The sequence below is a fragment of the Virgibacillus necropolis genome (assembly GCF_002224365.1).
Lineage (GTDB): Bacteria > Bacillota > Bacilli > Bacillales > Amphibacillaceae > Virgibacillus_F > Virgibacillus_F necropolis.
Genome location: NZ_CP022437.1, coordinates 903,191 through 918,406, shown reverse-complemented (window position 1 = coordinate 918,406; position 15,216 = coordinate 903,191). Strand labels below are relative to the sequence as shown.

The 15,216-nt window shown below is 35.0% G+C and carries 11 protein-coding genes; 1 reads left to right on the top strand and 10 read right to left on the bottom strand.

Going from position 1 to position 15,216, the window contains the following annotated elements; genetic code table 11:
- Positions 1 to 12: 12 nt before the first annotated feature.
- The 7 genes from CFK40_RS04335 to xylA all read right to left on the bottom strand — a co-directional run bounded on the left by CFK40_RS04335 (position 13) and on the right by xylA (position 10,033).
- Positions 13 to 1,233: a CaiB/BaiF CoA transferase family protein gene (locus tag CFK40_RS04335; protein WP_089530914.1), complete on the bottom strand. Its 1,221-nt coding sequence runs from the start codon at positions 1,231 to 1,233 to the stop codon at positions 13 to 15.
- Between the two features lie 51 nt (positions 1,234 to 1,284).
- Entirely contained in the window at positions 1,285 to 2,235 is a 951-nt protein-coding gene (locus CFK40_RS04330; RefSeq protein WP_089530912.1) for an amidohydrolase family protein, read from the bottom strand.
- A 67-nt stretch (positions 2,236 to 2,302) separates the two neighbouring features.
- Positions 2,303 to 3,670 carry a phenylacetate--CoA ligase family protein gene (locus CFK40_RS04325; RefSeq protein WP_168927217.1) on the bottom strand — a complete coding sequence of 456 codons (1,368 nt, stop codon included), beginning with the start codon at positions 3,668 to 3,670 and terminating at the stop codon, positions 2,303 to 2,305.
- A 779-nt stretch (positions 3,671 to 4,449) separates the two neighbouring features.
- Positions 4,450 to 5,901 carry a Na+/H+ antiporter NhaC gene (gene nhaC, locus CFK40_RS04320; RefSeq protein ID WP_227001861.1) on the bottom strand — a complete coding sequence of 484 codons (1,452 nt, stop codon included), beginning with the start codon at positions 5,899 to 5,901 and terminating at the stop codon, positions 4,450 to 4,452.
- A 21-nt stretch (positions 5,902 to 5,922) separates the two neighbouring features.
- Positions 5,923 to 7,080 (bottom strand): MalY/PatB family protein, encoded by a 1,158-nt coding sequence (locus CFK40_RS04315; protein ID WP_089530909.1) that lies wholly within the window; start codon positions 7,078 to 7,080, stop codon positions 5,923 to 5,925.
- A 102-nt stretch (positions 7,081 to 7,182) separates the two neighbouring features.
- Positions 7,183 to 8,682 (bottom strand): xylulokinase, encoded by a 1,500-nt coding sequence (xylB, locus tag CFK40_RS04310; RefSeq protein ID WP_089530907.1) that lies wholly within the window; start codon positions 8,680 to 8,682, stop codon positions 7,183 to 7,185.
- A 16-nt stretch (positions 8,683 to 8,698) separates the two neighbouring features.
- Entirely contained in the window at positions 8,699 to 10,033 is a 1,335-nt protein-coding gene (xylA, locus tag CFK40_RS04305; RefSeq protein ID WP_089530905.1) for a xylose isomerase, read from the bottom strand.
- Positions 10,034 to 10,235: 202 nt separating this feature from the next.
- On the opposite strand from xylA, the gene CFK40_RS04300 reads away from it, so the two are divergent.
- Positions 10,236 to 11,423 carry an ROK family transcriptional regulator gene (locus CFK40_RS04300; RefSeq protein ID WP_089530904.1) on the top strand — a complete coding sequence of 396 codons (1,188 nt, stop codon included), beginning with the start codon at positions 10,236 to 10,238 and terminating at the stop codon, positions 11,421 to 11,423.
- A gap of 320 nt (positions 11,424 to 11,743) precedes the next feature.
- Here CFK40_RS04300 and CFK40_RS04295 read toward each other — a convergent pair whose 3' ends face one another.
- The 3 genes from CFK40_RS04295 to CFK40_RS04285 all read right to left on the bottom strand — a co-directional run bounded on the left by CFK40_RS04295 (position 11,744) and on the right by CFK40_RS04285 (position 15,203).
- Positions 11,744 to 12,019 (bottom strand): hypothetical protein, encoded by a 276-nt coding sequence (locus CFK40_RS04295; protein ID WP_089530902.1) that lies wholly within the window; start codon positions 12,017 to 12,019, stop codon positions 11,744 to 11,746.
- Between the two features lie 558 nt (positions 12,020 to 12,577).
- The gene (locus CFK40_RS04290; RefSeq protein WP_089530900.1) at positions 12,578 to 13,141 is read right to left on the bottom strand and encodes a sigma-70 family RNA polymerase sigma factor; all 564 of its coding nucleotides are present in this window, start codon (positions 13,139 to 13,141) and stop codon (positions 12,578 to 12,580) included.
- Positions 13,142 to 14,462: 1,321 nt separating this feature from the next.
- Entirely contained in the window at positions 14,463 to 15,203 is a 741-nt protein-coding gene (locus tag CFK40_RS04285) for an acetoacetate decarboxylase family protein (RefSeq protein ID WP_089530898.1), read from the bottom strand.
- Positions 15,204 to 15,216 lie beyond the last annotated feature (13 nt).

Genomic DNA, 15,216 nt, shown 5'->3' with positions numbered 1-15,216 from the left:
ATAATTGAATAATTATTGGTATAATACACCAGCTTGTATTAACCTATTTATCTCTTTCTTATCCATTCCTAATAATGTTTGCAAAATATTATAGTTGTGTTCTCCAAGGTTCGGTTCATTCAAAGATTCATTTGGATTGATCCCAATTTCATGATTAAAGAAATGAATTGGTATATTAGGTAGCTTAATTTCCCCTAAATCAGGGTGATTCACATCAACCACCATATTCCTCTCTTTCAGATGTGGGTCCTCTAGTAGTTCATTAATATACTTAATTTCTCCAACTGGTACACCTAAATTAATACAATCAGTGGTAAGTTCAGAAGCCGTCTTCGTCATTGCCCATTTTGCAAAAACAAGATTTAATTCCTCTAAATCCCGCGATCTTTTTTCATATGATGTACGATCATTGCCTTTATATTCTTCAGCAATATCTTCTCTTCCTATATGTTTGTATATTTCATAAAACTTATCTCCATCCATGGAACAAACCATAACCCGTTTTTCATCAGATGTTTGAAATGCATCCCAGGGAGCGCCCAAAGGATCAGTATTTCCACGGATTGGTAAAGAGTTACCAGTCATACTCGCTCTAATAACAGTATCTTCTAATAGGGAAAATACACTATCCATCATACTAACCTCTAACTTTTGTCCCAATCCCGTTATATTACGCTCTAACAAAGCGCTTAGTACACCAACTGCCATATAAACACCAGCAACGGTATCTGCAATGGCAGGACCAGTTTTTAAAGGTGTTCCGTCTTTCATTCCCGTTTGACTCATCAATCCCCCCATTGCCTGAGCAATACCGTCAATGGACAGACGATCTGCATAAGGTCCGCTACTACCAAATCCATTTATTGATGCAAAAATAATTTTAGAATTGGTTTTTTTTATTTCTTCATAGCTTAAACCCAACTTATCCATAGTACCTGCTGCAAAGTTTTCTACTATAACATCAAAGTGTTTTGTTAATTTTAGGAAGATCCTTCTTCCTTCTTCATTTTTTAAATTTAGTGATATTGATTTTTTCCCTCTATTTAACATATAAAAATAACCACTCATACCATCTTTAAAAGGAGGAATAGATCTAGCTCTATCACCTGTCACAGGCCTTTCTACTTTAACGACCTCCGCACCCAAATCCTGAAGTAATAAAGTTGAAAAAGGCGCTGAAAAAACCCAACTCAAATCAAGTATTTTTATTCCATCCAAAGGTTTATTCTTCATAAGATTCCCCCAAACTCTTTGTATTTTGGAACACTTTCATACTTTGTTTTTTTATAAACTCAACTTGAATAATTGGCTTGCATTTTTCCAATAAAATTTTTCCCTTACTGAATCTTTTAGTGGCCAGTCTTCAACCTCTTTTATAAAATCATTAATCGGTATACCAAGAGTTAGCCAATCAGATCCAAAAATAATTTTGTCTTGAAGTAAATTATTTGCATAATACATAAACATGTCCCATCCCGTATTTGGTGTAGCTATATAATTAGGACGAAATGCAGAGGTATCCACATATAAATTTTTATATTTTAGTAGCATGGCAATCATGTCTGGTATCCAAGGCCATCCACCATGGCCAGCTATAATCTTTAAATTTTTAAAATCTGTTAATGGTGCTTCCAAATTCGAAGGATGATCAATATAAACAGATGTTTCCCTATAGTAATTAATAGATGAATGAATCCATACAGGAATGTCTAATTCATCACATAATGAGTAAAGAGGGTAATATCTTCTATCATCAGCTTTAATACCATGCTCGTAAGGCGGTAAGACAACAGCTTTGTAACCCTGCTCTGTTAAAGCTTTACGGACTATCTTTAAGCTTTCAGTTCCTTTATGTGGATTATATCCAGCAAAACCTATAAAACGATTAGGATAGTTATTTAATATTTCAGCAATATAATCGTGATCAACAGGTAATTCTGATCCATCTCTTCCATAATCCATATTATGAATTGCATGGTACGCGACGTTTGATTCTCTAAGCATCTTTAAAAAGTTTTCCATAGATAGACTTATTTTAAGTGTTGAAAATATTTCTTCCATAACACTTTCAAACGAATCAACCTCCAACTTTTTTATGAACTCTTTTTTTGACCATCCCGCTAACTGTGCCCAACGCGGAGCAAATAGTTTACTATATTCTTCATTTTTAGTGTTATTATCTAAGAAACTTTCAAATTGAAATTCAGGTAAAGTATTCGAACCATCAATAATCAAAGTTTTTCCTCCTTTTTAAATACAAAACGTCTATATTTGTAAATTCCACTTTTTAAACGATAAAGTATTAGTACATTTTTTCGAACAAAGGTGTTTTTGTTAATGCCTTTTCCAATGTACCAGGTGCGCACCAAATAATTTCAGGTGTAACCCTTGCTTCAGTGTGCAGGACCTTTTTAATTCTTTGCTCTATATCAGATAAATTGCTTTCATCAACATTTGCACCATATTCTATCTTTACTCTTAATGGTGGAGTCACTCTTGGTGGTGGGGTATCAAGTACAATACGAATTTCTCCAGTGACATTAGGAATAAAATTAGAAATTAATCTTTTAATCGCTGATGGATAGACATTCACACCCTTAATAATTAACATGTCATCAGTTCGACCAATTACTTTTATTCTTTTTCCTTTAAATCCACAACCTGGACACTCATTAGTAAATACCTGCACCATATCCCCAGTCGCATAACGTATTCTTGGTAAGGCTTGTAAATTTAGTTCCGTAATTATCATCTCACCAATTGAACCATCATTAATTTGAATAGGTTTTTTTGTCTCCGGATCAACTATATCATTAGGGAAAATACATAAATCGGGCGCAACACAATGAATACCATAATAATCATCCGAATCGCATGAAAAGCCAAGTTCACCTAAATAGTCATAAACTCGACAACCGTAAGCGTTCTCAATTTTCTTTTTTATTTCAGGGATTCCTATACCAATTTCTCCAACTGTAAAAATCGACTGCATACCAAAGTCACCAACGTTTATTCCAGATTCTCGAGCTTTGTCAATTAAGTGTAAAGCAAGTGATGGTGTCATCATTGCTGCATTTGGTTTAGTCATTTGGGCATATTGAAGAATCATTTTACTGCCGCCTCTAACATCCACATCGATGGGTAAGACACCATGTGAACGAATTCCCCACAAAATCGATGATGTTGCGTAAATTCCTAGAGCATGACTGAATAGCAAACGATCACCAGAATGAACGCCGCCGTATTCCAACATGTGAGAGATATAATTATTCAAGAAATTTAAATCTTGTTTTGTAAAAGTATAGGTAAACGTCGGACTTCCTGATGTTCCACTAGTTGTACCTGTAAAGGCAATATCGTCAGGAGAACTACAAAGGTGCATACCAAAAGGATGACCAAAACGTTTATGTGATTCTTTTTGAGACTCTCTTTCAATTGCTTTATTCATAAAAATAGGCAATTTATGATAGTCCATTAAGGATTTAATGTCTTCGGGTAATGCACCAGCTTCATTGAATTTTTGACGATAAAATTCTGAATTGCGATAAACATATTTTAGTTGCTTTTGTAACAACTTTTCTTGGTAGTTTATAATTTCTTCCTCTGTCATATTGTTAATCAATAAATTTGTGTATTTAACGTTTTTCAATTTGTTCATTGTATTAATCATCAGTATCCCCCTAGTCTTTTAATCAAAAGTATTTCCATATTCGTCTAATACTTCTAACCCCCCTATCACTTCCAAGAGAAATATTTATATCTCAATTGTATGTAAGCGCAATCATTATGTAAAATTCTGATTACTAATGGTTGTATAAGCGTTACTTATGGAAAACAGATAAAATTATTGATTGAACTGAAAAAGTAAACAATGTCAGGGTAGGTGTGTTACAAATAATTTTAAAGATGACGGACTATGACATATTCTCATTCTATCAATAGTTTGATGGTTCTTTCTCGATGAGGGGGTTAGATTCTTCAAACCGAATTTTACGAGAATTTCATTTGTAATGTCTCTATGTAGAATAAAACTACACGAGATACGCCAATACCCTTTACGTGTGTTTGCCCACTCCCACTCCTTTGTGCACAGCCAATATCAGCAACAATCGTAGTTATAACAAACTTTACTATGTTGATACAACAGCATCACGAGCTTGTGTTGCGAGGAATCTAGACTTTTTCAATGCTTCCTTATCGCGTTAGATAAGGGCACCGGCACCTGATGTGGTAATAGCTTTATTTCCATTAAAAAAAGACGCCAAATTTGCCGAATGCGCCTCTTTTCTCACCTTTATATGTACTTCTCTATGATTCTGCTACATGCTCGATAACCGGCACGCCATATGCATCATATATTTCTACCAATTCACCCTTTTCGAATGCCTGTCCCCCAAAACTATTCTGAATTGTTTCGGGTACAGGCACGTGTAGTTAAAGTTAGTCTAATTATTTTATCATTCTTTTAGTTAGATTTTGCTGTTTTTCACTATCATTATTTTCCAACTTTGTTATACCAAATCCAGTGAATCCCCATATTGTTGCAAATAATATTCCTGTATAGCACAAAATAGCCCATGGTAAATAAGATAAAGTTGGTACCCCTAATGTTCCAGCCATATAAGCTCCTGCGGCAGTCCAAGGTAATATTGGTTCAATAATAGTTACTGAGTCTTCGATTGTCCTTGATAAATTTTTAGGGTGTAATCCCCTTTTAACATAAGCATCTTTTAAAGCTTCCCCAGGTATTAAAATTGAAATTTGACCATTACTTGTTACACCAATTGTCGTTAAACATGTAACGATTGTAGTAACGATAAGGCTTCCAGTACCCTTTACTACTTTTAGAAGGCTTTGAATAATAACATTCAAAGAGTTTGAAACCATCATCGTTCCTGCGAATGCAATTGCACATATTGCAATTAACAGTGTATTCATCATGGAAATCATGCCTCCGCGATTTAACAATGTTGGTATATCTTTAATAACTGATGATGCATCGAAGCTTGCTTTATTGATCATAGATATATCAAAACCATTTAACGTAGCCATAACTACTTGGTTTAAGCTAAAGTTTTCAAAAACCATTCCATTTGCCATTGCTATAAATGAAGCGAGCAACATAACAGGAATAGTTGGTTTTCTACGAATAGCACCATATAAAACAATAACTAATGGTAAAAGGTATAACAAATTCCAACTGAAAATTTGATCCAACGTATCCATGATTGTAAACACCTTATCGGGAATTGTACCTTCACTACCCGTGATGATAAATCCTGCTATCAAATAAACTATACCCGCAATAAAAAACGATGGTAAAGTAGTATAAAGCATATGTTTAATATGATCGTATAAATCAACTCCTGTTGAAAGAGCAGCCAGATTAGTAGTATCAGATAATGGAGATAATTTATCACCGAAATATGCACCTGAAACTACAGCACCAGCCACCGCTGCTAAATTTGTGTCCATCCCGATTGCAACTCCCATAAATGCTACTCCAATACTTCCTGCTGCTCCCCAAGAAGTACCAGTAAAAATTGCTACTATAGCCGTAACTAAAAATGCTATCAAAAATAAATATTCGGGATTGATGATTTTCAATCCATAATAGATTAGCATTGGAATTGTTCCACCAATCATCCAAGCACCTATCATGAAACCTACAGTAATTAAAATCAAAATTGCAGGCATAGTTTTACCTATTTTTTCTGAAACCGATCCCATAATATCTTCAAAACTATAACCAAGATAAAGTGCTATAATTCCCGCTATTATAGTAGAGACAATAATTATAGGCTCAGGAGGTAGGTCAAAAAAACCATAGCCTAAACTAAGCAAAACAATCATACTAATAACGGGAACAAAAGCTAAAAATAAATTCGGTTCTTTTTTCATTTTCGTAAACCTCCCCATAAATTATTTCAATGGATAAGACGATAATATTCTATCCAGAGCTTCTTCTAATTTTTTTCTTGGTGTCGCTATATTTAAACGAATGAATCCTTTTCCATTACTTCCAAAAGAGTACCCCATTGAAACTGCAACTCTTGCATCTTTAAAAAACCATTTTTTTAAATCGCTTTCATTTAATTTAAGTTCACTACAATCGACCCACATTAAATAAGTACCTTCCGATTGCACTACCCGAAGGTTTGGGAGATTAACATGTATATAACTTTTAACAAAATTATAATTTTCCAATACATATTTCTTCACCGCTAACAACCATTCTTCACCATATAAATAGGCCTGTTCTAAGGCAGGAATCGCAAAATATGTTGGATTAAAAATACCCGCTTGTTTTAAATTATATTTGAACTTCTCACGTAACATTTGATTTGGAATAATAATGTTTGAAACTTCCAATCCAGGTAAATTAAAAGTCTTGGCTGGAGAGGTGCAAATAATCACATTATTTTTAGCAGCTGGTACTTTGCCTACTGGGATATGAGATTTATAAAATGTAAAATCTGCATGTACTTCGTCTGAGATTAGCAACACATTATATTGAATACATAACTCAACTAGTTTCAATAACTCATCCTTATTCCAAACTCTACCTACTGGATTATGTGGAGAACATAGAATAATTGCTTTTACACCTGAAGAAAATTTATTTTCCAAATCCTTAAAATTCATTTCATATCTGCCATTTGTGTATAATAATGGATTAGCCACAACTGTCCTATCATTTATTTCGATAGCATTTTTTAATGGACTATATAAAGGAGTTTGTATTACAATTTTGTCCCTCTTATCCGTATTGTTCTGGATGATTAATGAAATTGCTTGGATAATACGAGGGCAAAATACAATCCATTCTTCTGATATCTCCCAATCATAGCTTTTCTTCATCCATTCTTGTACCACTTTATAATAACTTTCAGATACATTGGTATAACCATAGATACCGTGATTAGCAGCAGTTACCATCTTATTTACAACTTCAGGTGAAGAACGAAAATCCATCTCTGCTACTGATAATGCGATAGTATCATCCGACTTTGTGTCATTCATAGCTTCTTCCCATTTTGCAGAATTTGTTTTCCGCCGGTCTATGAATTTGTTGAACATGTTAATACCTCCATACTTGTTATCTCTTTAAAATCCCAAAAGATTATATCCTTATTTCGAAGTAAACGCTTTCTTATATCAATTTAATACCTCTAAAAATTGTTAATTTCGATATTCCATTAACTGTTTATTTAATAAAGCAGTTGATGGATAGATATTTTTATAAAGGTTAAACAATTCCTTATATTTTTCAACATTTTCTTTATTAGGTCGATAGGTCCTATCTTCATTCAGAAACTCATCTGTACAATCCTGTAATGAATGAAACCATCGGCAACCTTTTGCAGCGAGCATTGCTGCACCCATACCTGGACCTTGCTCACTTGTAAGTTTAACTATCTTTGCATCGAAAATATCTGCTTGCATTTGCAACCAAGCTTCACTTTTTGCTCCTCCACCAATTGAGATGACTGTATCAATTTTTTTCCCATTCTCACGGAAAATCTCTATGGATTCATTCAGAGAAAAAGTAATCCCTTCCAAAATAGCTCGAACAAAATCCTTTCTTTGATGGGAACTGTCCATTCCTATAAAACTTCCCCGTATTGTCGCATCGACGTGTGGCGTTCTTTCTCCAACAATATACGGCGTAAATAACAGCCCATGGGAACCAACCGGGACAGATTCTACTTCAGCTAATAGATTATCAAAATCTTCATCTTTCGCAAAAACATCTTTGAACCAGCTTAAGCTGTATCCAGCTGCAAGAGTAACACCCATCGTATAAAATGCGTTAGGTGCACCATGATTAAAATAATGCACTTTTCCTTGGAAATCTTTATCATCACTTGCTTCATATGATAGGACAACACCAGAAGTTCCGATGCTACACAGGGTTTTTCCATCTTCTAAAATCCCTGAACCAATAGCCCCACAAGCATTATCTGCTCCACCTGCAAATACTCGCGTTGAAGTTAATAAACCAGTAGCCAAAGCAACTTCATGAGTTAGTGTCCCTACTTCTTCGTGTGATTCTACTAATGGTGGACAAAAATCATAAGCTAATTCAAATAAATCAAGAATTTCCTTGCTCCATTTTTTCTCCGTTACATTCAGTAATAAAGTACCAGCTGCATCCGAATATTCCATATGCAAAGCACCTGTCAGTTTATAACGTAAATAATCCTTAGGCAGAACAAACTTTGTTACTTTGTTAAACACATCTGGCTCGTGCTCTTTAACCCATAATAATTTTGGTAATGTAAATCCTTCTAATGCTGGATTCTTTGTTATGCTCAGCAATCGCTTTTCACCGACAACATCATAAATCTGCTGACACTCTACAGTTGTACGTGTATCATTCCACAGAATGGCATTACGCAAAACTTTATTGTTTTCATCAAGCAGTACAAGTCCGTGCATTTGCCCGGAAAAACTAATTCCTTCTATGTCCGCTGAATCTCCATCAAACTCTTTTAGAAGATCAGACAGTCCTGCAATCGTCTGATCTACCCAAGCTTGCGGGGCCTGTTCGCTGTATCCCGCTTTTTCCTGAATTAATGGATAGGCTTTTGATACCTCCTGCTTTACATCACCTTTTTGATTGACCAATAAAATTTTAACTGCACTTGTGCCTAAATCCACTCCAATTACGTATTTCATAGCAAACCTCCCCTAGTTAAAAATCTAATTCTCCAGCATAAGCTTTCAACAAATACTGGTTGATCGTTGTTTTAATTCTTTCTAGCCGTCCGGATTGATTTTTAATTTCTGATAATCCCAATGCGTGTTTTTCAAGTTTATGGAAATCGGTTTTTCCTTCCACGATATCCAAACCGATACCTTCTGTGTAACTCTTGTAACGTTCTTCGACTACTCCGTCTAAGATGTTATCATCGATTATTTTTTGGGCAACCTTTAATCCTACCGCAAAGGTATCCATTCCTGCAATATGTGCATGGAATAAATCTTCCACTTCAAATGAACCTCTTCTAACTTTAGCGTCGAAGTTCAGACCACCACGACCTAATCCTCCGTTTTTAATAACCTCATACATTGCTAGTGTTGCAGAGTATAAGTCTGTCGGGAATTCATCTGTATCCCAGCCTAACAGCGGGTCTCCCTGATTGGCATCAACGGAACCCAGCATATTATTTACGCGTGCATAACGCAGCTCATGTTCAAATGTGTGTCCTGCTAGTGTTGCGTGATTTGCTTCAATATTGAATTTAAAATGATCCTGTAAATTATAGTTTTGTAAGAAAGCATAACCGGTGGCAACATCAAAGTCATATTGATGCGTTGTGGGCTCTTTAGGTTTAGGTTCAATTAAGAATTGTGCATCAAAGTTAATTTCTTTTGCGTAATCAACTGCCATATGGAAGAAACGGCCAAGGTTGTCCATTTCCAATTTCATATCAGTATTTAGAAGTGTTTCATAACCTTCACGGCCACCCCAGAATACATAATTTTCTGCACCTAACTCTTTACCGATTTCCAATCCTTTTTTCACTTTAGCTGCTGAATATGCAAATACATCTGCGTTGTTAGAAGATGCTGCACCGTGAACGAAGCGAGGATTGGTAAAATTATTTGCCGTATTCCACAGCAATTTTGTTTTACTGTCTTTCATGTAATCTTTCATCATACTTATTATCGTATCTATATTTTTATATGTTTCTCTTAAATTACTTCCTTCTGGTGCAATATCTACATCATGGAAACAGAAAAAAGGCACATTCAATTTTTCAAACAACTCAAAAGCTGCTTCCACACGTGCTTTCGATAAATCCATACCTTGGTAGTTCTTCCATGGACGATTTGCTGTACCAGTACCAAAAGGATCCGATAAATCTGCTGTAAATGTATGCCAATATGCAACACCAAAACGCAGGTATTCTTCCATTGTCTTGGCGCCAATTTTTTCTTCAGGATTATAGAATTTAAATGCATATGGATTAGTTGATGTCGCACCTTCGTATTTAATTTTGTTAACATTTGAAAAGTAACTCATTATATTGTTTCTCCTCTCATAATTAAGGGATACTTAGTTTAATCTATAAACTAAGTATAACTTTTGATGAAAACGCTGTCAACTAGTAATAGCATTTTTAGACTATTACTTGTATAATAAACATATAAAAACTTCGTAATTATTGTTTTCACGAATTTCTTTTACACAATGTTTAAACAATCTTTATCTTAAGGAGAAACACATGCAAAAATTACAGACTGGTGACCACAATCTCGTAAAACAAATTAATAAATCAATTGTCTTTGGTTTAATTGAAAGCAAAGGGCCTATGTCCCGTGCACAGATTTCTAAAAATACTGGGTTAAATAAAGCAACTGTCTCAACAATGGTGTCAGAACTTATAAATGACTCTTTTGTTTATGAAATAGAAGCAGGTCAATCAAGTGGAGGCAGAAAACCAGTGATGCTCTATTTTAATAATCATACTGGTTACTCTATAGGAATCGACTTGGGAGTAAATTATATCTTAGGCGTACTGACAGATTTAAGTGGTAACATTATAGAAGAAACAACCAGAGATTTGAATGGTATTGAATTTGACTATGTAATCGAAAATTTAATTTCATTAGTGGAGGCATTAATTGAAAAAGCTCCCCAGAGTACGTATGGTATTATTGGGATTGGTGTTGGTGTACCCGGTAACGTAGATAAAGAAGATAAAATTCTTTTTGCACCAAACCTTAAGTGGAAACAGGTAGATTTAAAGCAAGTAATTGAAAATAAGTTTAATATCCCTACTAAGATTGAAAATGAAGCCAATGCTGGTTCCCATGGGGAACGCTTATACGGTGCAGGTAAAAACATCTCTAATATAATTTATATAAGTATAGGAATCGGTATTGGTACAGGCATTATTATTAATAATGATCTTTATACCGGTTCATCTGGCATATCTGGAGAGATGGGACACTTCACGATTGAAGCTAATGGAAGAAAGTGTTCTTGTGGTAACCGTGGATGCTGGGAACTATATGCCTCTGAAAGCGCACTATTAAGGGCAGCTGAAAAACATGACCTGTCGAAGAAGGAACACAAAATAGATTTAGACTATCTGATCAACGAAGCGCAAATAGGAAATACAGAGGTTCTTCAACTATTAAATACATTAGGTGAAAATATTGGTATTGGACTAACAAACATCGTTAACACGTTTAATCCTGAAGTAGTTGTTATAGGAAATCGTATTGCTCAATTTGAAACTTGGATTGCAAACCCAATCGATCATGTTCTGGAAGAGCGACTTTCCACTTATCATAAAGACAGTACAGAAATACGATTTTCTAAGCTGGGAAAACGCTCATGTGCTATTGGGGCTTCTTCCTTCTCGATTTCTATGTTTTTATCGGATAAAAGAGTGTCAGTGCGATAAGAATGTAAATGTGAATAGATCAAATCCATATAAAATAAGATCCACGCAGACGTTTATTAAGTCCTCATGGATCTTATTCATTATAACTTTATATCATTAATCATTCCATGAACCTTCTCAACTTCACTCTACGGACCTATAGGAAATAAGCCATCAATCATAGTACCATTACCTTTTATCATTTAACTTACAACATAAATTGCTTTGTCTTCAATTTCCTGTATATTTGCCTAATGTACTTAGTAATTATTTATACTTTATCATTTTCACTTTCCTTTGTATTTTTGTATTTATTGACATTTTTCTTAGGCACGATTGCTTCATTTTCCGCTAACTGTCTGTATTGTTTCTTCTGGTTGTTCTTGATAGTCATTTCTCACTGCAGTAATTGTTTTTTCAGTCGACGGACTGATATTTGCTTCGAAATATGGTTCATAAGCCTCTAATGGTGGTTTTTCACCTACATATACTGCAATCATAACACCTATAAAAAAACCCAAACCAAAAATTATTAATGGAATGAATATAGCAATTAATACAACAACTGACATCATCATTTGCATTACAGCTACTTTTACACTCTTTGGTGCAAGCATTCTTGTTGCCCAATGCGGCGAAACTACAGCACCCAGCGAATTGGAAAGAAATATAGATAAAGCCCACCTATTCCAAAACTACCAGTCGGTGCTAAAAGCATGCCTTTTGTGATATTTTCCACACCCTCAATTGTTGGTGCAGTAGTAGTGGCGAAGGTATTGTAAATATTTTGAAAACCGCCAGTGGCTCCTAGTACAGCTCCCGCTTCTAAGGTTACCCCACAACAATTAACACAGTGTTTACTGTATCTGTAACAGCAACTGACCAAAATCCACCAATATCCCGTTACAAAAGAAACACATTTTCTAGCAGGAAAATCAATCCTGCTCCATGCTTTATCATCAGGAATAACTGCCCTTGGTGAACAGATTTACGGCACCCAATGTGTGACTTTTCAATTGAGGTGTCTATACATTTTCGGGGTGACAGCCTACTTACCACTACTCTCAACCAATATAAAAAGCACCATTTTGGTGCTTTAGATTTGTTTATGTCACATATTATTTCATTCGACAAAATATGACAAAAATCGGAAAATGGCATCAAACCTCTAGCACCTAATCCAACTCCCTCATCAACTCCTTCAAACCCGCTTCTCTCAATCTCTTCCTCGCCCGTTTCCCATGGCTCTTTACGGCTTCAATCGTCGTACCTTCTTGTTCAGCAATTTCCTTCACTGACATATTTAAAATAATGTAGTGATATACCCAGCTCCATTGACTTTCTGTTAATAATGACTTTACATGCTCCCATATCATCGTAGACGAATCATCAATAGGTATGTCCGTAATATAAGGAATAAGTGCATTGCTTTTGCGGATGTGATTACTGTTATACGTTCTGTTTCCTATCTCTTGCACACATGCGCCTTCGTTCTGTTGTTCTCTTGATTTTTTACGCATTAAATCAATCAAACGATTTTTGATTGTATAGTTAAAGTAAGTTGACATGACGCCTTTATCCGGTTCATACGTTTTATAGGCATTCCACATGGCAAAAAGTCCTTCCTGGTAAAACTCTTGGTGTGGATCATTAATACATAACTTGTGAATATGGTAATGAATTCTCCGTTGATTTTGCTCAAAAATTGCTTCAAACGTAAATTGACTATTCTTATCCATTCTTTCTCCCCCAGCGAGTTAGTAATACTCTTTTATTACTATAATCGTATAAGGTAACCCGTTTGGTGGCATGTAAATGAAAAATTCTTAAAAAATAAAAAATCTCTTCACTCTCTAGGGGGAAATATAAAATAAAATATCAGGGAGAATTCGGTAAAACCCTGGCAAAGAAGGTTTGTGTTGCTTCTCGTTTTTATGCTGCAAATTCCCGTGATGATTTCCCATAATCATAACTCAGTTCACATTGGTGGCATCCATTAAAAAAGCTCTGAAATCTCCTCGCGTATTTCTTCTCTCCTTCTTCTCTTTTGTGTTATTTATTGTTTAAGTATGGTCCTATATGGGTCCGGAATGGGGCCAGCATGAGTCAGGCAATGGGTTAAGAATGGTTCCGCGATTTGAGTACTATCCCCTTTCAATAATAAACTTCCATAACCACCGCCAATAATGGAACTTTCACTAGTAGCCCTTCATCCTTAGGGAAAGTTTATTTTTCAGCATATGAAAGGTCGTATTTCAAAAAAAAGCACCCTATGTTAAATAAGGTACTCTCCTGAATAGGTTCATCCGATATCGCCAAACTGTTCCCATAAATAAGAATTGCCTTCAGCCAAATCTAGTTTTCTTTATGGACAATCCATTCAAAGTTATCAGCATGGTCCTTTATATCCGCATATTCTAAAATAGACCATTTCTTAAGCTGTAAAAAATAGGGATGGTCAATTCTTTTTTCTGCTGAAACTCCTTGCCAGTTATAAGGTAATCAATAGACTAAGCAAAAGTGAAAAAATTAGATTCTAATGAGTAGAGTTTAATTATGCGAGGCCTTGTTCCTTTTTAAAATACCACTGCTACCATCTCCTAACAAGAATGGATAGGAGATGGTAGCAGTGGAATAACTGAGTATGTCTCTATATGAAATCAAATAGTTCTAGTGGCAATAATCAAGCACATTAGCCAAAACACTTTCTATACTTTAGCTTTATTTTATTCGACAGAATGACCAAGGACCCCTTTAACACGTTCACATTAAATCTTTAATTAAAGAAGGTTCCTCTGTAATACCAGCGCTATTAAAGAGCACATCAATTCTATGAAAATGATTAATTGTTTCTTCTACATAGTTTCTTCACTTTTCTCGTTACGTCAGCGAAAAAAAGTGTTTATCTTCTTTAAGATTTAACTGTTTTGATACTTTTTAGTATATCTTGAACTAATATTACACCTTTTTCAGCAAAAAATGAGTTGTTTCTTTTCCAATGGTACCAGTAATTATTACTACCTAATCGTCAAATTCCATAGCAATCCTTTGGAAACTTACTTATTGATTAAACTCTATTGTTTCTAAGACCTTTCCCCAACCATTTTCATTCGTTGCATAAAAGTCTCCTTTAATAACTCCTCCACCTAGGACTTTGAGGGGTTCCAATAATGATAAGGACTCTGTAGCCGTCGAATTCATTTTTAAGTGAATATTTGTAAAAGCCTTTTCGTGTAACTGAAAATCCGGTGAGGTGTCGCGCTCAATTATTTCCTGTAAAAGGATACCTCCTGCTGGTTTAGGTATTGTTCTAATATTGAAATGTGGAGTTGTTTTTGGCTCATCTATTTTTGGGATTTTTTCCGATAAGGTTGAACTCATTTCTAGCAGTACTTTTCCATTTTTCTTAGCAGCGCCATAAATTTTTCCATTTTTTTCGGCTAAAGTTATTTCTGCATATTTCTTAGGATACCCCCATAGATCCCTTCCAGCTGCTATTGCTGCATCATTGTTTTCATATTCATAAATATAATATCCACCATATTTTTCACCATATTTCACCGGTACTACCATTGCGCAATCCATGTAAGATATCTTGTCAGTATTACTAAAATCCGATATAGAGATTACCATTTTATTATTTACATATTCAAAAGGAGTATAGGAAAGAATTTGTTTTACTTCTTCTTTATTTGCTTCAACAACCGCAAAAAGTGAAACATAATCCTTACATTCGTACGGCACAAAAGGATCAGGAAAAAGCGGTGCATGAACAGGCACATTGTATGCATTTCTTTTCATGGATAAAACCTCC